Origin of the sequence: Chryseobacterium defluvii (assembly GCF_014204415.1) — a bacterium.
Lineage (GTDB): Bacteria > Bacteroidota > Bacteroidia > Flavobacteriales > Weeksellaceae > Chryseobacterium > Chryseobacterium defluvii_A.
The window spans coordinates 286,693-306,421 of sequence record NZ_JACHLE010000001.1 but is presented as its reverse complement, the minus strand read 5'-3'; the positions used below and the strand labels follow the sequence as shown (position 1 = coordinate 306,421).

Here is a 19,729-nt window from a genome sequence, read left to right as displayed (position 1 = left end):
GTAAAGTTACTTCAAATTTTTCAATAATTATGAACTTGTCCATTTACTTAATGACTAATAACTATTGATTAAAAGACTCATCGATGAGTAGGATAATCGAATATAAAGACACAGATAAGTTTAGAGTTGACTTATTGAAATACATTCCTGATGTTTCAATTCGAATAAACAAAATTACATCATTGAAGTAAAAACCGGCAAAGAGGTGATTTCTAAAAAAATAATTAAAGAATAATCAATACCATAAACAGATTACAGCAAAATACTAACAGTTGTTAGTATTTTGTTTTTTATGTATATTTGCTTTCTATGGAAAATACACTTCACGAAAAAGTTTCTCAGGATATTTTGCTAAAGGCCTACAATCATATGATGCTTGCGAAAGCTATGGCTGATGTATATGAAGAAAACAGGAATATCTGCAAATATGTTCATAGTACTTCAAGAGGTCACGAAGCCATTCAGCTGGCAACAGCTTATCAGTTGAAAAAAGAGGACTGGGTTTCTCCTTACTATAGGGATGAAAGCATTCTTTTAGGGATAGGTTTTGAACCTTACCAGTTGATGTTGCAGCTATTGGCAAAAGCTGATGATCCTTTTTCCGGAGGCAGATCGTACTATTCCCACCCTTCCAGCAGAAATGAGAAAATGCCAAAGATCATTCATCAGAGTTCTGCTACTGGAATGCAGACCATTCCCACCACGGGAGTTGCACAGGGAATAAAATATATCCAAGAATTTAATTTACAGCATTTTGAAAACAATCCTGTGGTCATTTGCAGCCTTGGAGATAATTCCGTAACAGAAGGAGAAGTAAGTGAAGCCTTACAGTTTGCAGCTCTACACCAGCTTCCTATCATTTTCCTGGTTCAGGACAATGAATGGGGAATCTCCGTAACGAAAGATGAAGCGAGAACCTGTGACGCTTACGATTTTGTAGCAGGATTTACAGGCTTGGGCAGAATGAGAGTGGACGGAACTGACTTTGCCGAGAGCTTTGAAGCCATGAAAAAAGCGGTAGATTTCGTAAGAACTGAGAGAAAACCTTTGGTGGTATGTGCAAAAACAGTTCTTATAGGACATCATACCTCAGGAGTAAGAAGAGAATTCTATAGAGATGAAGAAGATTTAACCAAACACAGAGCAAAAGATCCGGGAGAGATCCTTAGAAAACAATTGCTGGACGGAGGAATAGATGAGGAACTTTTAAAACAGATCACAAAAAAAGCCAGATTAGAAGTTGAAGAAGCTTTTGAAAGGGCTAAAAATGCAGAAGATCCGAAACCTGAAACAGTGACCAACCATATTTTTGCCCCTACTCCGATTACCGAAGAAAGTGGCACCCGTGAACCAGCCGGTGGAGAAAAAATTGTAATGGTAGATGCTGCTATCCATGCCATTCAGGAACTTATGTGGAAACATCCGGAAGCTTTGCTTTATGGGCAGGATGTAGGCGAAAGGATTGGTGGGGTTTTCCGTGAGACTGTAACATTAGGCAAAAAATTTGGGAATAAAAGAGTATTCAATACAGCTATTCAGGAAGCTTATATTATTGGCTCCACAGCCGGGATGAGTGCTGTCGGCTTAAAGCCGATTGTCGAAGTACAATTTGCAGACTATATCTATCCGGGGATCAATCAGCTGATCACAGAAATTTCAAAATCCAATTACTTAAGCAATGGTAAATATCCGGTAAGCAATATCATCCGTGTGCCCATTGGTGCGTACGGCGGCGGCGGACCATACCACAGTGGAAGTGTTGAAAGTATACTGGCCAACATCAAAGGTATTAAAATAGCCTATCCAAGCAATGCAGCAGACTTTAAAGGTTTGCTGAAAGCAGCCTATTACGATCCGAATCCAGTGATCATGCTGGAGCACAAAGGATTGTACTGGAGTAAAGTTCCGGGAACCGAAGATGCCAAAACCGTAGAGCCTGCAGAAGATTATATTCTACCTTTCGGAAAAGGAAAAGTGATCATTGAAGCAGATCAGGAAGAAACCGAAAAAGGAAGAACATTATTGGTTGTCACCTACGGAATGGGTGTTTACTGGGCTAAGGAAGCTGCCAGAAATTTCGACGGAAGAGTTGAGGTGATTGATCTGAGAACATTAATTCCTTTGGATGAAGAGCTTGTTTTTGAAAGAGTGAAAGCACACGGAAAATGTATGGTGCTGACGGAAGAACAGCTTAATAATTCTTTTGCAGAAGCTTTTGCACACCGTATTTCTAAAAACTGTTTCAAATACCTGGATGCTCCGGTAGAAACCATGGGATCGCTGGATCTGCCTGCCGTTCCTATCAACCTGGTTTTAGAAAAGGAAATGCTTCCCAATGCTGAAAAGCTCACCAAGAAGATAGAAGAAATGCTAAAATATTAGCACCTTAACATAAACCTCTAATTAATTAGAGGTTTTTTTATTCCTGATTTTTAAAAAATTGCATCAGGATATATTCTATTAAATAAAGTAAATATCTTAAATTGGTATTCATTTTGTTGATGACTTTCATTTTTAAACCCGATATCCATTTATGATCACAACTAAATATTTTACGTACAGGCAGGTTTTAAACTTAGCAGGCGGTCACCTTATATGGCTTTCTGCCTGGTGTACATTAGTCGCAGCACTATTTTATTTCTTTAACTGGCGCTGGATGATCATCCCGTGGATCCCGGTGGCGTCTATAGGTACTGCCGTTGCCTTTTATGTGGGTTTTAAAAATAATCAGGCTTATGACAGACTGTGGGAAGCCAGAAAAATCTGGGGTGGGATTGTGAATTCCAGCAGGTCATTTACCTCCATGCTGTATGCTTTTCATACGGAAGACGGAGAAAAAGCCGGTTATCCGGAAGCAATCAGAAAGAGAATAGTATACCGTCACATTGCCTGGCTATATACCTTGCGTGAACAGCTATTGGTACCCACCGAATGGGAACACATCAGTCTCGGAAGGCATTTTGGTGCCATCAATCAAAGGCGTCACAGGCTCATCAAAGCGGGCTTCCCTGATTACGGAAGAGCCCCTATTTTCCTGAACAAATACCTTTCCGAAGAAGAATTCACACTACAAGCCGATTATAAAAATTTCGCCACCTTTTTAATTTCAAAACAGGCGAAAGAGATCAATGAATTAAAAAACGGCAGATCCATATCAGATTTCAACCAGGTGCAGCTACAGACCTCCCTGAATGATTTCTATGAGTATCAGGGACAAGCTGAAAGGATTAAAAAATTCCCTTCCCCAAGACAGTTTGCCAATACTGGTTTTATCTTTATCGTTATATTCATTATCCTTCTTCCTTTGGGACTCGTGAATGAATTTGCCAAATTAGGAGACTGGGGGATCTGGACCTGCATCCCGTTCTGTGTCATTGTAGGATGGATCTACATTGTTATGGAGCTGGTCGGGGATTATTCGGAAAACCCTTTTGCCGGATTAATGTTTGATGTGCCCATGCTTTCCATATGCAGGACCATTGAAATAGACCTTTTGCAGATGATCGGGGAACATGAAGATCTTCCTGAGGCTATTTCATCAAGGAATGGTGTTTTAGTATAATTTCATCATTATACTTCGGAAGCTTTTAAATCTTTACTTCCTGTAAAAATGGCTTGGAAATGCGTCTTCAGGCTTCATCCTGAAAATATTCAGCAGGATCCAGGACTTCAGGAAGCCATAACCATACGAAAACATCTGGATATAGGTAGAAATGACAGCCATTCCTGCTATGCTTACATTTTTAGTCATCATCAGCGCATGGAAAAATACCAGAAAGGTATACAAGCCATACAGCGCCAGAATAAATCCTTTTCCGAGTATGAAATATTCCAGGAAGCCCATGATATACCCCAAAAGAAATAAAGTGGGAAATGCAAAAGAAATTTTCACATAATTCGGATGCCTCTGATTAAGAATAGGCCTTGCACAGCCAAACTGATACACCTGCTTTGAAAATTTCCCAAAATCTACTCTCCTTTTATGATACACAGCAATAGTATCAAAAAATGCAGTCGTAAAACCATTTTCCCAGAGGGTCATCGACAGATCGGGATCCTCTCCTATCCTCATTTCCGAAAAACCGCCTACCTTCTCAAAAACCTGCTTTTTTACCCCCATATTAAAGCTCCTCGGCTGAAATCTGGAAACTGCTTTCTTACTACCCCTGATTCCCCCCGTCGTAAAAACAGAGGTCATGGAATAAGAAATGGCTTTCTGCATCAGATTAAAGCCTTTATGAGCCTTATCAGCACCTCCAAAAGCATCACACGGGATCGCAAGGATATCTTTTTTAATATTTTCGATATAATCTTTCTCTACAATAACGTCACTGTCTACAAAAACCAGCCAGTCATTTTCTGCCCTTCTGGCACCGTAATTTCTCGTCAGACCAGGTCCTGAATTATCTTTCCTGAAATATTTAATATTTAAGATTCCTTCAAAGCTATTAATAGTTGGCTTAAGATCGATCTGGGAACCGTCATCCACTATAATTACTTCAAAATCCCTGTCTGTCTGCTGGGTTAAAGAACTCAACAGCTCAAAAAGTTCATCCTTCCGGTTGAAAATGGCAACGATAATGGAAATGGTTGGCTTCAAATTGAAAATTTTTCAAAATTAACTATTCGCCGGAGAACCCGCAAACTGTTTGCCATTGATTGCGCAATAAATTTTTATTTTCTTATTCATCTATTTTGACATTTTAAACAAAATCATTTGACATTTTAAGCAAAATAATCAAAGAATATCCTCTCTACATTTGTCTTAATCAAAAACTTAAAAAATGCAACCACACAACAAGCAGGAAAACCTGCAGAAACCCATTCATTCGGGTTTTAATTCTCAATCTACCGCAGAGGACGTAATCAAAGGGATCGATCTTTCCGGGAAGACCGTGATCATAACAGGCGGCTATGCCGGAATAGGCCTCGAAACCACCCGGATCCTTGTCTCAGCCGGTGCAAAAGCGATCATACCCGCGAGAGATGTAGAAAAGGCAAGAAAAAATTTAGCCGGCATTGAAAATATAGAATTAGAATCTTTGGATCTGATGGATCCGGACTCCATCAATGCTTTTGCTGAAAAGTTCATCCGGTCAGGCAGAGACCTTCACCTGCTGATCAATAATGCCGGCATTATGTGGGTACCCTTACGACGAGACAAAAGAGGTATTGAATCCCAACTGGCAACCAACTATCTGGGGCCATTCCACCTTACGGCAAAACTCTGGCCTGCCCTGAAAAAAGCCAATGGCGCAAGAGTGATCAATGTATCCTCCTATGGACATCAGATGTCTCCTTTTCATTTTGATGATCCTAATTTTGAACACAGGGAGTATCAGACTTTGCTGGGATACGGGCAATCCAAAACAGCCTGTAATTTATTTGCCGTTGAATTGGACAGCAGGGCAAAAGCATTCAATGTAAGGGCTTATTCCCTGCATCCGGGTTCTGTATATGGTACAGACTTAGGAAGGGATGAACCTATTGAGCTGTACAAACAGATGGGAACCCATGATGAAAATGGCCATATAAAGCCGGAAGTCGCCGCCCGGTTGAAAACGGTTCCGCAGGGTGCTGCCACAACGGTATGGTGCGCTACGAGTCTGTTACTGGAAGACATGGGAGGAGTATATTGCGAAGATTGTGATATTGCCGAACCTGATCTCGGGCAAATAGAGCATAGATATGATGATCCGTCAACTATACGTGGCGTACAGCCCTATTCCATAGATAAAGAAAGCGCAAAACAGTTATGGATACTAAGTGAAGAAATGACCGGTATAAAATTCGAGGTGGAATAATCTGTTTTTTAAATAACTTTGCAGCAGAGAATTATATAATGGATTTTCAAATCAAATATCTCACACCGGATATCAAATTATCCACCTACGATGATAAACTTTTCAAAACGGAAACTATTTTTGAATATCATATGCTGGTGTGGTTTATTTCCGGGGAAACCAAAATTATTCAGGCAGACAAGACCTACCTGTTCAAAGCAGGGGATACCTTCCTGATCCCAAGAAATCATCTGGCAACCATCATCAATTATCCAAAAGACGGGCAGCCCCATAAAGCGGTAGTCATGCATCTTACCACAGAACGTCTGAAACAGTTCTACTCTACGATTGATGCAGCTCCGAAGAGTATCCGTGAGGAAACAAAGATCCGAAGTTTTAGTAAGCATCCGTTATTGGAAAGCTGCCTGGCTTCACTGATCCCGTATTTTGAGATGAAAGAGCCTTTCCCGGAAAACATTACCACGTTAAAGATCATGGAAGCGATCAGTATTTTACGGGAAATTGACAAAACGATTGATTCCGTACTGACAAATTTTGAAGAGCCCGGCAAAATAGATCTGATCAGCTTCATGGAAAAGAATTACATGTTCAATATGCCGTTGGAAAGATTTGGTTATCTTACAGGAAGAAGTCTTTCCACTTTCAACCGGGATTTCAGGAAAATTTTCCAGACAACGCCACAACGTTGGCTTATCCAGAAACGTCTTGAACTGGCATATTATCATTTAACGGAAAAGAACAAAAAACCTACTGATGTTTATATGGAAATAGGCTTTGAAGACCTGTCGCATTTTTCCTATGCATTTAAAAAACAATATGGTTTTGCGCCGTCTGTTGTGAGGTAATTATTGTTATATCTATTTTTTAGTTACATTTGTTTAAAACTAGATATATATGAATGACTTATGCAAAGAGTATGAGAAAAATATTTCTAAATATTCTGATTTTAAAGATAAGGCTGAATTATTAATAAAAGAATTGTTAATTCAAAATAAGCTAAGTTTTCATAAAATAGAATCCAGAATTAAAAATGTTGATCGTCTTGATGAAAAAATTCAGAGAAAAAATAATAAATATTCAAATCTTGACGAAATTACTGACTTAATCGGGATAAGAATTATTACTTATTATGAAGATGAAGTCGATCATATTGCTCAAATGATCGAAAAAGAATTTATAAAAGATGAGAAAAACTCTATAGATAAAAGAGTTTTAGAAACTGATAAATTCGGTTATCGATCTTTACATTATGTTGTTGAATTAAGTCTCCAAAGAAAAAAGCTAACAGAGTATTCTAGATTTTTAGATTTGAAAATCGAAATTCAGATCCGTTCAATTTTACAACATGCATGGGCAGAAATAGAACATGATATAGGTTATAAAGGTGAATTTGACATACCTGATAAATTTAAAAGGAATTTTTATAGAGTAGCCGCTTTATTAGAGACTGCAGATATTGAATTCATAAATATAAAAAATGGTCTTGAGAAATATGAAAAAGAATTAAAGCAAAATTTCATTAATAAAAAGACTGGAGATGTTGATATAAATCTAACATCTTTGAGAGCTTACGCAAAAAATAGTGAAATAGTAAAATCTTTAGACAATGAAATAGCAAAATCAACTAATAAAAAATTATTAAAATCTTTTTATATTATATCCAATGATGTTCAAAGACTTAAATTTTTAAATATTAGAAATATTAAAGAACTTGATACCTTATTAATAAGTTATCAAAATAAAATAGTTGCATTTGCTAAACATTGGATTGATAAAGATGAAGAAGGAGAATTTCACCGTGGAATTTCTTTATTTTATTTATGCTATGTATTGATTGGAGAAAAAAATGAATTAAAACTTGCTACAGATTATTTTGAAAACTATATTTTTAGTGGACTAGACTCAGAAAAGAATGGGAAAAGAATTCTTGATACATTTTTAAAAATCTCTAAAATTTAAAATCCGCCAAATGGCGGATTTTAAATTTTATTTAGTTGTGATAGCCTTATTCCATTGAATTAGAAGATTAATCTTTCTATTGTATAGCCAAAAATAATTATTAATTTTCAATCTTATGAACTTTCTTCGTTCCCTCATACATTTCATACTGCAAAAACCTTGTTTCCAACTTTCCATTGAATAATTTCACTCTTCTTGAAGGACGAAGACCTATTTTCTTCATCGTTTCCAGATCAGAAGAGATCAGCCATGCTAAAGTATTTGGGTAACTGGTTTTAAAGGTATCTCCTATCTTCTTATAAAAATCATCATCATTAATGGAAATTCTCTCGTCATAAGGCGGATTAAAGACCATTAATAAAGGGAAAAGCTCTTTTTTGGAGTCAAAGAAATTCTGCTTTCTCACCTCGATCACATCTTCCATTTCCGCTGCTTCAATATTTATCCTTGCGGCATTCAGCATCCTCGCATCAATGTCATATCCTACAATTTTTCCCTGAAACTCTTTGACTCTGTTGATCCTGAACTCTTTGATCTTAGTAAACAGATCGGCATCATAATTCTTCCAGTTCTGAAAAGCAAACTTTTTTCTGAAGATCTGCGCCGGAAGATCCATCGCGATCATGGCAGCTTCTATCAGGAGTGTCCCGGAACCGCACATCGGGTCAAGGAAATTGCCTTTTCCGTCCCAGCCTGCGATCTGAAGCATCCCGCTTGCCAATACTTCATTGATCGGAGCCTGTCCCTGCTCCTTTCTGTACCCTCTTTTGAATAAAGGATCTCCCGAAGAATCCAGAGAAATGGTCACCAGTTCCCGGTCAATATGCAGATGGAATTTGATATCCGGGTCTTTGGTTTCCACATCCGGGCGCTTTTTAAACTTAGCCTGAAAATAGTCTACGATTGCATCCTTCATTTTCAATGTGACAAACTGTGAATGCTTAAACGTTTCGGAATTTACGGTGGCATCAATGGCAAAAGACTGATCAACATCCATCAATTCTTCCCAATTAAACTTGAAAAGCCTGTCATAAAACTGATGCTGATTGAAAGCTTTAAATTCATGAATTGGAATCAGGATTTTTAAAGCGGTCCTTGCAGAATAATTGATTTTATAAAGGAATCCCAGATCTCCTTCACAATTTACCGCGCGGTTTTTAATTTCCACTTTTCTTCCGCCCAGTTTTTTAATTTCTTCTGCCAAAAAGGGCTCCAGTCCAAAGAATGTCTTTATCTGAATCTGTAGGTTTTCTGTATCCATAAATAATAATTAAAAGATTGAAGGATTTAAAAATTAAAAAATTAGTGAATGTAAATAGAGTTTATATAAGTTAAGATTTAATTATTCTTTTAGATCAGTTTACCTTAAAAGTGTTTTGATTTTCAATATAATAAAACTGATTCACTAAAAAACTAACAAGCTTATATAACTTTAATTCTAATCTCTTAATTTTTTTAATCTTCAAAGTAGTTTGCTTTTAACCGCACAAATTTAGTTATTTTTGCATTATGGAATGGTTTGAATCTTGGTTTGATACACCTTATTATCATTTGCTTTACAGTAACAGGGACTATACTGAAGCGGAAAACTTTATTACAAAGCTTACGGATGACCTTCAGCTTCCGCCTTCTTCCAAAATCATCGACCTGGCCTGCGGGAAAGGAAGACATTCCGTTTTTCTCAATAAACTGGGGTATGATGTTCTGGGGCTGGATCTTTCAAGACGGAGTATAGAGTTTGACAAACAATTCGAGAACCAGACCCTCATTTTTGACGTTCATGATATGAGAAATCCTATTGATGCAGATCCCATGGATGCCGTGTTCAATCTGTTCACCAGTTTCGGGTATTTTGACCGTGAAAGTGATGATAAAAAGGTTTTCAAGTCTGTTTACAATGTTTTGAAACCCGGAGGATATTTTGTTCTGGATTATTTAAATGAAATCTATGTACGGCATGCCATCACTCCTGAATTATCCGACTCAACGATCCGGCGGGGAGATATAGAATTTAAAATCAACAAGAAAATTGAAGGAAGACATGTCATCAAAGATATCCGTTTTGAAGATAAGGGAGACCTATACCATTTCACCGAAAAAGTAAAACTTCATACCTTAGAAGCTATTAATTCTTATGCGGAAGAATGTGGCTTTGAAAAAATAAAAGTCTGGGGAGATTATCATCTCAATGAATTTTATAAAGATACTTCACCACGCTGCATCAATTTATTTAAGAAAAAAATATGATATCGGTTATTTTACTGATTATAAGTGTTATTGCAGGAGTACTTCTGGGAAAATATTTCGGCAAAAAAGAAAAGCTGGCTAAAAATCTGCTGATCCTGAGTGCCGGTTTCCTCATTACTATCTGCCTGAATGAAGTTTTTCCACAAGTGTATGTTTCGGAAGGAAGTACTAATCTTGGTATTTTTGTGATTTTGGGTGTTCTACTGCAAATGGTCCTGGAAGCACTTACCAAAGGTTTTGAGCATGGGCATTTTCATCATCATAACGAACACAATATACTTCCTGTAGCTTTGATGGCAGGGCTATTTGTTCATGCGTTCATCGAAGGAATTCCTTTGGCAAATGAGCAGGAAGCTTTATCTCCTTATTTATTAGGAATAGTGTTTCATAACATTCCTATCTCCTTTATTCTGGGCGCTTTTCTGTTCAACCGCAATGAGTCGAAAAGCACACCTCCTTATCCTTCAATGCTGATTGTGGCCTTGTTTGCATTGGCATCACCTTTAGGCATGCTGCTGGGCAATTATTTCAATCCTGATCTGCAGCCTTATTTCTTAGCCGTTGTAGGAGGTATTTTCCTGCACATTTCTTCAGTAATTATTTTTGAAAGCAACAAAAACCACAATATCGACTGGGCCAAGATAGGGCTTGTGATCATAGGGGTTTCTTTAGCTTTAGTAATGCATCTTTTCCATTCTCACGAGCATTAATATTTAACTACCCCGTCTTTTTGCTCTGCAAAAATCCACCCCTTCGGTGAAGGGGAATGAAAAACTCCGGATTTAAAATCCGGAGCCTCAATTTAATCACTCATTACACAATCCGGAAATTAGAATTTCCAGCCGAATGTAACAAAGAAATTATTCCTGCTGTTCTTCACATCTGATACAATGTACGCATCACTTGCCACGATATCACTTGGTGAATAGTAAGCTGAGTCTATATTATCTGTAAGAAGCCCTCTCATGAAAGGATTGCTGTACTTTGAAGTTACGTTCTGGTAAGCTGCATCTATATAGAATGATTTAAAGTCATATCCTAATCCAAAGGACAATAAGTTCCGGTCATTCAGAATAAGATTGCTGTATGATTGGTTACCCATTGAACCGTCATTAGTAAATCTGCTGATGGTCAAAGCATCCAGGGGATTCGACATATAAGAATATCCACCTCTCAGTCTGAGCTGCTTAACTCTGTATTCCGCCCCTAATCTTACTTCTGATCCGTTTTTATAATAGTCTTCAAAGAAGTCATTCAGTTCAGTCTCAGCAGGTCCGTATACCTTATATTTAGGTTTCGTTAATCCGAGGCTGTAATCGGCGTTTAGGGAAAAATTCTTGCCGGCTACTAAAGCAGCACTTACGGTAGCTTTAAGCGGTGAAGTGAATCTTCTTCCTTCTATAGCTACATCGTCTCCGTAAGCAGGATCATTGTAGAAATTATAGCTCCTGTCTATATCCCAGAAAGTAGGGGTTTCAAGAGCTGCACCCAATCTGAGATTAGAACCTACCTTTCCAATAACCCCAAGAGAAGCCGAAAATCCATTGGAACTTTCAAAATAAGGGGTATTCTGCTTATCAAAATAATCGACTGCACCATTTTCAAGAGACCTGAAAGCTGCGGTATCATACTGATCGATGGATGCATTAAAGAAATTCAATCCTAAACCCAGATAGAGACTATGATTATAGTTGGCCCCGATCCCAAAACTTGTTTTAGACAAATTACCGTATCTATTATAAGCATGCCCCGCATAAGCGGAACTTCTATCCACATCAAAATCATAAATCAGATTATTGTTTCCCGGTGTCTCTACATAATCCTCAAGGGTTTGATTGGAAAAATTTACCCCTATATTGATAAACTTCCAGGCACTCTCGGTCATTAACTGGAATGTCATAACCCCACCTACATTTCCGATATCTGCTTTATTGATATCATACTTTATTGATGATCCTGCTAAAGATGAGGTATTCTTGTTATTCATAACGGAAAGAGTTCCTGAAATTTCTCCCGAAATGGCAACTCCCAAACCTGCAGGGTTGGTAAGCAATGAATTGGCATCACCACCCAAGGCTCCGTTAGATCCCGCCATTGCATTGAACTTTGAAGATCCCACCATAGGAGAATTTGAATAAACATCTATAGAATTTCTTATCACAGAAACATCCTGAGCCTGCGCAAAGAATGCGGCAGAAATGCTCATTATTACTAAAGATTTTTTTAACATTATTTTTTGAATAGTTATTACGTTTGAAAATTATCTGCCCCCTCTGAAGCCTCCGCCTCCACCGCCGGATCTGGCACCGCCTCCGCCACCGGAACCTCCCGATGACCTGAAGCCACCGCTATTGCTGCTGGAGTTATTAAATCCGCCACTATTATTGCTGTTGGATCTGAATCCTCCTTCATTTCTATAGCCACTGTCATTTCTGTAACCACTATCGCTTCTTCTAGGCGGAGTATAGGTAGGGCTTTGTCTCATACCGCCTCCGCTGGAAGAATTCCTGAAACCACCACTGGTTCCCCCTCCCTGTTGTCTGTAACCTCCGGTACTGTTTCTGAATCCACCGTTACTGTTTCTTAAAGTAGAACCATTGGTGTTTCTGAATCCGGAGCTGTTTCCGTTATATTTATATTTATTCAAACCTCCTGCATTATAGCTGTTGAATCCTCTTCCGTCAGCTCCGCTTCTTCTGTACACAGGTCTGTTATAATATCCGTTACCCCAGTAACCGCCTCCGTTCCAGCCCCAGTAAGGAGATCCATAGCCTCCCCAGTATGGGTCATAGTATCCCCAATAAGGAGAATAACCGTAGTTCCAGCCCCAGTTCCAATATGGGTTGTATCCCCAGGAATTACCCCAGCCCCAGGATAAACCTATACCCCAGCCTCTGTTCCAGCCCCAAGGGTTATAGTTCCAACCCCAATAAGGAGATCCCCAGCCCCACCAGGAATTGTCATAATAATTGGTCACATTCCCTGCAAAATTACCCCAGTCCGAGTCAGTAGCATTGTTGTTCCAATTATTGTCATTCCAAGAGTTATAACGGTTATCCTGTTCTTTGGAATTCATTTCTGCATTCTGGATCACATTAGAGTCCTCATAATAATCATAATATTCTCCCACTCTGTTTCCTCCTTCACTGATAATTACGCCTTCCGGCAGGGTGTCCTTATTGGGATCATAATAAACACCATCTGTCTCGCTGTATCCACCCACCTGGGCTCCGCAGGACATTAGCAATAATCCGCCTGATATTGCCAAGATCCCTTTAGACTTTAGCATATCAAGTAAATTTTTATGTATATTTCTTTTCATGATACTGTAAAAATTTTTAATTTAAATTATATTTGCAATCTGTACCAAAAATGTACCAAATACTGGTAACAAAAATCTATCAAAAATAGATTTTTATTTTTAGATAACAATAATACATAAAAGTTAAAAATATAATGGCAAAATTAACCTCAAGAAGCGAAGATTACAGCAAATGGTATAACGAATTGGTTGTAAAAGCAGATCTGGCTGAAAACTCAGGGGTGCGGGGATGCATGGTTATCAAACCATACGGATATGCGATCTGGGAAAAAATGCGTGATGAAATGGACAAAAAATTTAAAGAAACAGGCCACGTTAATGCTTACTTCCCTCTTTTTGTACCCAAAAGCTTATTTGAGGCTGAAGAAAAAAATGCAGAAGGTTTTGCCAAGGAATGTGCGGTAGTTACTCACTATAGGCTGAAAACTGATCCTAACAATCCTCATAAATTAATTGTAGACCCGGATGCGAAACTTGAAGAAGAACTTATTGTTCGCCCTACCTCAGAAGCCATCATCTGGAATACTTATAAAAACTGGATACAGTCTTACAGAGATTTACCCATCCTTATCAATCAGTGGGCCAATGTTGTACGCTGGGAAATGAGGACCCGTTTATTTTTAAGAACGGCAGAATTCTTATGGCAGGAAGGGCATACCGCACACGCTACAAAAGAAGAGGCCATTGAAGAAACCGAAAAAATGATCGATGTATATGCAGATTTTGCAGAGAATTTCATGGCTATCCCGGTTATTAAAGGGCTGAAAACTCCTTCTGAAAGATTTGCAGGAGCCGATGAAACCTATTGTATTGAAGCATTAATGCAGGATGGAAAGGCCCTTCAGGCCGGTACGTCTCACTTCCTGGGGCAAAACTTCGCCAAAGCTTTTGATGTGAAATTCACCAATAAAGAAGGAAAAATTGAACACGCGTGGGCTACATCCTGGGGAACCTCCACCCGTCTGATGGGAGCTCTTATCATGACCCATTCCGATGATTTCGGACTGGTACTGCCTCCTACCCTGGCCCCGATCCAGGTGGTTATTGTACCTATATTTAAAGGAGAAGAACAACTTAACCAGATCAGCGAGGTGGCCTTGGATATTCAGGCTAAGTTAAGAACAAAAGGAATTTCTGTGAAATTCGACAATGATACCCAGAATAAACCGGGATGGAAATTTGCGGAATATGAATTGAAAGGAGTCCCTGTAAGAATTGCCATCGGCCCTAAAGACCTTGAAAACAAATCTGTAGAGATCGCAAGGAGAGATAACCTTACTAAGGAAATCCATTCGATCGATGGTTTAGACTCTTATATTGAAGAATTACTGAAAACCATTCAGAAAGATATTTATAATAAAGCTGCCGGCTTCAGAAAAGATCATATTACTAAAGTGGATACTTATGAAGAGTTTAAAAAGGTTTTAGAAGAAAAAGGAGGATTTATTTATGCCCATTGGGATGGTACGGAAGAAGAAGAAGAGCAGATCAAGGACGAAACGAAGGCAACCATCCGATGTATTCCTTTGGATGATGATATGGAGGAAGGGGTTTCTTTAATTTCCGGAAAAACATCTAAGAGACGTGTATTATTCGCAAAAGCGTATTAATTTTTTTAATTATTTTCAAAAACTTTATTGAAAAACTAACAAATATTTTAAAAAAAATGATGTTTGGTAGATTTTTTGTTTAAATTTATCTCAACATTAATCTTAAAAATAATTTATTATGTCATTAAACATCATTGATTTAATTAAAGGGCAACTAGGTCCTGCTTTGGTTTCTCAGGCAGCTTCGCAGCTGGGAGAAAGTGAGTCCGGTATTTCAAAAGCAATAGGAGGGTTATTACCTGCTGTTGTGGGAGGATTAGCTAATAATGCGGACAACCCTGGTGTTCTGGATGCTATTTCCAATGCTTCATCCAGTGGAATTTTAGGAAATTTGTTGGGAAATTCTTCCAATAATTCTATCATTTCAAGTTTATTATCTGCAATCTTTGGAGATAAGGTTGGCGGATTGGTGAATACAATAGCTACTTTCGCAGGCATCAGCAATAATTCATCAAGCTCATTACTGAATCTGGTGACCGGTGCTGCTTTAGGGTCTGTCGGAAAATATGCAGCTGATAATAATTTGGGACAATCCGGTATTTCAAGCCTGCTGGGTGATCAAAAAGGAATCATTTCAACCCTATTGCCTGCAGGACTGTCTCTGGCATCTTTAAATTTAGGAAGCTGGTTTGGAAACGATGATGATAAAGTAAAGGTAAGTTCTTATGACGAGCCTAAAGTAGAGGTGACAAGAAGTACTACCCCTACCAACTCTTATAATGATAACAATAATGATGGCAGCGGTGGCGGTTCTATCTGGAAATGGTTGCTTCCTCTTTTATTATTACTTGCTGCAGGGTATTTCCTATGGAAGCAGTGTGAGAAAAAAGATGCGGCTACTACAACTACCACTGCGGATTCTACAGGAGTATCTTCTGATACGGCAGCAGTTTCTGCAGATACTTCAGCAGTAACTACAGCAAAAGTGGATGAAGATATCGACCTGAATGGTATAGCTTTAAAAGGCTACAAAGGAGGAATGGAAGACAAAATGATCGCTTTCTTAAAGTCTGACGATTATAAAAATGCTAAAGATGATGCTGCCCTGAAAGATATCTGGTATGATTTTGATCACGTGAACTTCAAAATCGGAAGTGCTACTGAACTGGAAGCAGGTTCTCAAGGACAATTGGATAACCTTGTAGCTATCTTAAAAGCTTTCCCGGATGCTAAGATCAAGATTGGTGGATATACTGATAAAACAGGTAATGAGGCAGATAACGTAAAACTATCTAAAGGAAGAGCTGAATTTATCAAAGCTGCTTTAACAAAAGCAGGTGTTGGTGCTCAGGTTTTAGAAGCTGAAGGATATGGAAGTAAATTTGCTACTGTAGATGCTTCTGCTTCTAATGAGGCAAGAGCCGTTGACAGAAAAATGGCGGTAAGATTTGCAAAATAATCTTTTAGAATCAATAAAAATTAATCCCGGAAAATAATTTCCGGGATTTTTCTTTCCATAAATTGTTTACATTTTCATTTATTTAATTAAATTTGTTAGTCATTTCTAACATTTATGAATTTTAATATCAAAAGAGGCTGGAGAAAAGACAGGGTCTCACACTCATTGCCGGAAGTATACTCATCAATCAATGTTCCCAAAGGAGGAAGTTTCTGGAGGAAATACCTTGCCTTTGCAGGGCCGGGGCTTATGGTTGCCGTTGGCTATATGGATCCGGGAAACTGGGCCACGGATATTGCCGGCGGGGCGCAATTTGGCTATACCCTGCTCTCCGTGATCCTTATTTCCAATATTTTTGCCATGGTATTGCAGCATCTGTCTGTAAAACTGGGGGTAGTTGCAGAAAGAGATCTTGCTCAGGCATGCAGGGACCACTTTCATCCCACTACAAATTTCATTCTATGGATTCTTTGTGAGATTGCCATTGCCGCATGTGACCTCGCCGAAGTTATAGGTTCTGCCATTGCACTGAATTTACTTTTTCATATTCCCCTGACCTGGGGAATAGTTATTACGACAATAGATGTGCTTTTAATACTTTTGTTGCAAGCCAAAGGCTTCAGATGGATCGAGAGCATCGTTGCGGGGCTGATCTTCATTATCCTGTCCTGTTTCGTTTATGAAATCGTAGTATCAAAACCTGCATTTAACGAAATTTTAGGCGGGCTGGTTCCTCAAAAGGAGATCATTCAAAATCCGGCAATGCTTTACATAGCGATCGGAATTCTGGGTGCCACTGTGATGCCCCATAACCTTTACCTGCACAGCAGCATCGTTCAGACAAGGGACTACTCTCGTGACAGGGAAGGGAAAAAAGAAGCGATCAAATTTGCAACACTGGACAGTACTTTCTCCCTTCTATTGGCTTTCTTTATCAATGCAGCTATCCTGATTCTTGCTGCCGCCACTTTCCATACCACAGGAAACAAGCATGTGGCAGACATTCATGATGCCTATAAGATGCTGACTCCTATTTTAGGGGCTTCAATGGCCAGTATCGCTTTTGCAATAGCCTTATTGGCATCAGGACAAAACTCTACGCTTACCGGAACTCTTGCCGGACAGATCGTAATGGAAGGCTTTCTTAATATCAGACTGAAACCGTGGCTCAGAAGGCTGATCACAAGACTTATTGCAGTAATTCCTGCGCTTATTGTAACGATTATCTACGGTGAAAAAGGAACTACGGATCTATTGGTATTAAGTCAGGTCATATTATCCATGCAGCTGAGTTTTGCCGTTGTTCCGCTGGTAATGTTTACCAGTGATAAGGTAAAAATGGGGGAATTTGTTAACAAGCCATTCCTGAAAGTTTGTGTCTGGATCATTTCCTTTGTGATTATTATACTGAACCTTTACCTGTTGTATCAGACTTTTTTTGGAGAATAATTTATTTGTGAATTGTCAATTTTTTTTAAGCTATTTTAAATTCACAACTTCACTTATTCACCATTCACATTATATGACTTAATGTCCATATTTTTTATTTGGCAGAATCTTTGACAAACAATTCTCTAAAATAGTTATTGAATATGGAAAATCAGGATATCAACGAAGAAAACATGAATAAGCAGGAAGAAACTATCGTTCAGAATGAAAATACCTCTGAAGAAAATGTGACAGTTGAGCCGACAGCAGAGGAACTTTTGGCACAGGAAAAAGACCGTTACATCCGTCTTTATGCCGAATTTGAAAACTATAAAAAAAGATCGACCAAGGAGAGAATGGAATTCTTCCAATATGCCAATCAGGATATGATGATCTCTATGCTGGGAGTTTTGGATGATTTTGAAAGAGCCTTAAAAGAAATCGGCAAAAACGGAAATCCTGCGGATCTGCAAGGAGTGGAGCTTATTTATCAGAAATTCAAAAGCAGGCTTACAGAAAAGGGCCTGAAAGCAATGGAAGTAAATGCAGGTGACAGCTTTAATGTGGATCTCCACGAAGCAATCACCCAAATCCCTGCCCCGTCAGAAGATCTTAAAGGTAAAATTGTAGACGTTATTGAAACCGGTTATACACTGAGTGATAAGGTCATCCGTTTTGCAAAAGTGGTAACAGGAAACTAATATTCATGAATGATAAATGATGAGAAATAATTGATCTAAAAAGCAATAGACATCAATGACCATTTATCAGTAATCAATTATAGAAAACATGTCAAAAAGAGATTATTACGAGGTTCTTGAGATAAGCAAATCTGCAACTGCCGACGAAATAAAAAAAGCCTACCGAAAAATGGCGCTGAAATATCACCCAGATAAAAACCCGGGAGATAAAGAAGCTGAAGATAAATTCAAAGAGGCTGCAGAAGCCTATGAGATCTTGAGCGATGATCAAAAGCGCGCAAGATATGATCAGTTCGGGCACTCAGGAGTGGGTGGAAACGGAGGATTCGGTGGATTTGGCGGCGGAATGAACATGGAGGATATTTTCAGCCAGTTCGGAGACATCTTCGGTGGTCATTTTGGCGGCGGATTCGGTGGATTTGGTGGCGGAGGACATCAGCAGGTAAAAGGTTCCAACTTAAGGATCAGAATCAAGCTCAACCTTGAAGAAATGGTCAACGGAACCCAAAAGACCATCAAGGTAAAAAAAATGAAGACGGCGGAAGGTGCCACTTCAAAAACCTGCCCTACCTGTAATGGTTCGGGTGCCCAGATAAAGGTAATGAATACCATGTTCGGGCAAATGCAGACCCAGACTACCTGCGGAACATGCCAGGGTATTGGAAAAGTTGCGGATAAAATTCCTGCGGGCGCCAATGCACAAGGCCTTATTAAAGACGAAGAGGAAATCACTATCAATATTCCGGCAGGGGCAAGAGACGGCATCCAGCTTAATGTAAGAGGAAAGGGTAATGATGCTCCTTTCGGCGGGATTCCGGGAGATCTTCTTGTCATTATTGAAGAAGAAATAGATAAAACCATCAAAAGAGAGGGCGACAACCTTCATCAGGAATTGTATGTTTCGTTTGCCGAAGCTGCTTTGGGAACTAAAAAAGAAGTCCCTACCGTTGGCGGAAAAGTAAAGATCACTGTTGATCCCGGAACTCAGTCCGGTAAGATCCTGCGACTGGCAGGAAAAGGGCTTCCAAGTATTGACAGCTATGGCAAGGGAGATATGTTCATCCACATCAATGTATGGACTCCTCAAAAGCTTACCAAAGAGCAAAAGGAATTCTTCGAAAAACAGATGTCCAGCGGAGAGATGATCGCAGAACCTTCAGGAAAAGAGAAAACTTTCTTTGACAAGGTAAAAGACCTGTTCAACTAGCAAAAAATATAAAGAGACCCTATAGGTCTCTTTTTTGTTTAATTATATGTTT

The 19,729-nt window shown here is 38.9% G+C and carries 16 protein-coding genes; 12 read left to right on the top strand and 4 right to left on the bottom strand.

Annotated features, from left to right (window positions below; genetic code table 11):
- Positions 1–309: 309 nt before the first annotated feature.
- On the top strand, positions 310–2,382 hold the full coding sequence (locus HNP38_RS01370; protein WP_184183291.1) for a thiamine pyrophosphate-dependent enzyme: 2,073 nt from the start codon (positions 310–312) through the stop codon (positions 2,380–2,382).
- Positions 2,383–2,533: 151 nt separating this feature from the next.
- A complete protein-coding gene (locus HNP38_RS01365) occupies positions 2,534–3,562 on the top strand; it encodes a bestrophin family protein (protein ID WP_184183288.1) in 1,029 nt (342 codons plus the stop codon).
- Positions 3,563–3,595: 33 nt separating this feature from the next.
- On the opposite strand, the gene HNP38_RS01360 is transcribed toward HNP38_RS01365, so the two are convergent.
- Positions 3,596–4,600, bottom strand: a complete 1,005-nt coding sequence (locus HNP38_RS01360) for a glycosyltransferase (protein ID WP_184183284.1) — start codon at positions 4,598–4,600, stop codon at positions 3,596–3,598.
- A 184-nt stretch (positions 4,601–4,784) separates the two neighbouring features.
- Here HNP38_RS01360 and HNP38_RS01355 point away from each other — a divergent pair, with 184 nt between their 5' ends.
- Genes HNP38_RS01355 through HNP38_RS01345 form a run of 3 tightly spaced genes read left to right on the top strand, consistent with a single transcriptional unit; the run spans position 4,785 to position 7,763 of the window.
- A complete protein-coding gene (locus tag HNP38_RS01355; RefSeq protein WP_184183266.1) occupies positions 4,785–5,804 on the top strand; it encodes an SDR family NAD(P)-dependent oxidoreductase in 1,020 nt (339 codons plus the stop codon).
- A 38-nt stretch (positions 5,805–5,842) separates the two neighbouring features.
- Positions 5,843–6,649: a helix-turn-helix domain-containing protein gene (locus tag HNP38_RS01350; RefSeq protein WP_184183262.1), complete on the top strand. Its 807-nt coding sequence runs from the start codon at positions 5,843–5,845 to the stop codon at positions 6,647–6,649.
- Positions 6,650–6,698: 49 nt separating this feature from the next.
- Positions 6,699–7,763, top strand: coding sequence for a GTP pyrophosphokinase family protein (locus HNP38_RS01345; protein WP_184183259.1), 1,065 nt, complete (start codon positions 6,699–6,701; stop codon positions 7,761–7,763).
- A 100-nt stretch (positions 7,764–7,863) separates the two neighbouring features.
- Here the strand turns inward: HNP38_RS01345 and HNP38_RS01340 are convergent, their stop codons facing one another.
- On the bottom strand, positions 7,864–9,024 hold the full coding sequence (locus tag HNP38_RS01340; RefSeq protein WP_184183256.1) for a class I SAM-dependent RNA methyltransferase: 1,161 nt from the start codon (positions 9,022–9,024) through the stop codon (positions 7,864–7,866).
- Between the two features lie 248 nt (positions 9,025–9,272).
- Between HNP38_RS01340 and HNP38_RS01335 the strand changes: the two genes are divergently transcribed.
- Complete coding sequence (locus HNP38_RS01335) at positions 9,273–10,010, top strand: class I SAM-dependent methyltransferase (RefSeq protein ID WP_184183253.1); 738 nt, start codon at positions 9,273–9,275, stop codon at positions 10,008–10,010.
- Positions 10,010–10,720, top strand: a complete 711-nt coding sequence (locus tag HNP38_RS01330) for a ZIP family metal transporter (protein WP_184187488.1) — start codon at positions 10,010–10,012, stop codon at positions 10,718–10,720. Before HNP38_RS01335 ends, HNP38_RS01330 begins: the two co-directional genes overlap by 1 nt.
- Before the next feature lie 119 nt (positions 10,721–10,839).
- Here the strand turns inward: HNP38_RS01330 and HNP38_RS01325 are convergent, their stop codons facing one another.
- Both HNP38_RS01325 and HNP38_RS01320 read right to left on the bottom strand, forming a co-directional pair.
- Entirely contained in the window at positions 10,840–12,216 is a 1,377-nt protein-coding gene (locus HNP38_RS01325; RefSeq protein WP_228460899.1) for an OmpP1/FadL family transporter, read from the bottom strand.
- Between the two features lie 54 nt (positions 12,217–12,270).
- Entirely contained in the window at positions 12,271–13,299 is a 1,029-nt protein-coding gene (locus tag HNP38_RS01320) for a prolyl-tRNA synthetase (RefSeq protein ID WP_228460897.1), read from the bottom strand.
- A 167-nt stretch (positions 13,300–13,466) separates the two neighbouring features.
- Here HNP38_RS01320 and proS point away from each other — a divergent pair, with 167 nt between their 5' ends.
- From proS to dnaJ, 5 genes are all read left to right on the top strand, one after another.
- Positions 13,467–14,942 (top strand): proline--tRNA ligase, encoded by a 1,476-nt coding sequence (proS, locus tag HNP38_RS01315; protein WP_184183244.1) that lies wholly within the window; start codon positions 13,467–13,469, stop codon positions 14,940–14,942.
- A 118-nt stretch (positions 14,943–15,060) separates the two neighbouring features.
- Positions 15,061–16,341: an OmpA family protein gene (locus HNP38_RS01310; protein WP_184183241.1), complete on the top strand. Its 1,281-nt coding sequence runs from the start codon at positions 15,061–15,063 to the stop codon at positions 16,339–16,341.
- A 114-nt stretch (positions 16,342–16,455) separates the two neighbouring features.
- Complete coding sequence (locus HNP38_RS01305) at positions 16,456–17,790, top strand: Nramp family divalent metal transporter (protein WP_184183238.1); 1,335 nt, start codon at positions 16,456–16,458, stop codon at positions 17,788–17,790.
- 143 nt (positions 17,791–17,933) lie between these two features.
- Complete coding sequence (locus tag HNP38_RS01300) at positions 17,934–18,470, top strand: nucleotide exchange factor GrpE (RefSeq protein WP_184183235.1); 537 nt, start codon at positions 17,934–17,936, stop codon at positions 18,468–18,470.
- Between the two features lie 88 nt (positions 18,471–18,558).
- Positions 18,559–19,677 carry a molecular chaperone DnaJ gene (gene dnaJ, locus HNP38_RS01295; RefSeq protein WP_184183232.1) on the top strand — a complete coding sequence of 373 codons (1,119 nt, stop codon included), beginning with the start codon at positions 18,559–18,561 and terminating at the stop codon, positions 19,675–19,677.
- Positions 19,678–19,729 lie beyond the last annotated feature (52 nt).

What these genes read in the sequence shown, in the direction of transcription:
- HNP38_RS01370 (WP_184183291.1), top strand. Translation starts at nt 310, where the DNA reads ATGGAAAATACACTTCACGAAAAAGTTTCTCAGGATATTTTGCTAAAG.
- HNP38_RS01365 (WP_184183288.1), top strand. Translation starts at nt 2,534, where the DNA reads ATGATCACAACTAAATATTTTACGTACAGGCAGGTTTTAAACTTAGCA.
- HNP38_RS01355 (WP_184183266.1), top strand. Translation starts at nt 4,785, where the DNA reads ATGCAACCACACAACAAGCAGGAAAACCTGCAGAAACCCATTCATTCG.
- HNP38_RS01350 (WP_184183262.1), top strand. Translation starts at nt 5,843, where the DNA reads ATGGATTTTCAAATCAAATATCTCACACCGGATATCAAATTATCCACC.
- HNP38_RS01345 (WP_184183259.1), top strand. Translation starts at nt 6,699, where the DNA reads ATGAATGACTTATGCAAAGAGTATGAGAAAAATATTTCTAAATATTCT.
- HNP38_RS01340 (WP_184183256.1), bottom strand. Translation starts at nt 9,024, where the DNA reads ATGGATACAGAAAACCTACAGATTCAGATAAAGACATTCTTTGGACTG.
- HNP38_RS01335 (WP_184183253.1), top strand. Translation starts at nt 9,273, where the DNA reads ATGGAATGGTTTGAATCTTGGTTTGATACACCTTATTATCATTTGCTT.
- HNP38_RS01325 (WP_228460899.1), bottom strand. Translation starts at nt 12,216, where the DNA reads ATGAGCATTTCTGCCGCATTCTTTGCGCAGGCTCAGGATGTTTCTGTG.
- HNP38_RS01320 (WP_228460897.1), bottom strand. Translation starts at nt 13,299, where the DNA reads ATGCTAAAGTCTAAAGGGATCTTGGCAATATCAGGCGGATTATTGCTA.
- proS (WP_184183244.1), top strand. Translation starts at nt 13,467, where the DNA reads ATGGCAAAATTAACCTCAAGAAGCGAAGATTACAGCAAATGGTATAAC.
- HNP38_RS01310 (WP_184183241.1), top strand. Translation starts at nt 15,061, where the DNA reads ATGTCATTAAACATCATTGATTTAATTAAAGGGCAACTAGGTCCTGCT.
- HNP38_RS01305 (WP_184183238.1), top strand. Translation starts at nt 16,456, where the DNA reads ATGAATTTTAATATCAAAAGAGGCTGGAGAAAAGACAGGGTCTCACAC.
- HNP38_RS01300 (WP_184183235.1), top strand. Translation starts at nt 17,934, where the DNA reads ATGGAAAATCAGGATATCAACGAAGAAAACATGAATAAGCAGGAAGAA.
- dnaJ (WP_184183232.1), top strand. Translation starts at nt 18,559, where the DNA reads ATGTCAAAAAGAGATTATTACGAGGTTCTTGAGATAAGCAAATCTGCA.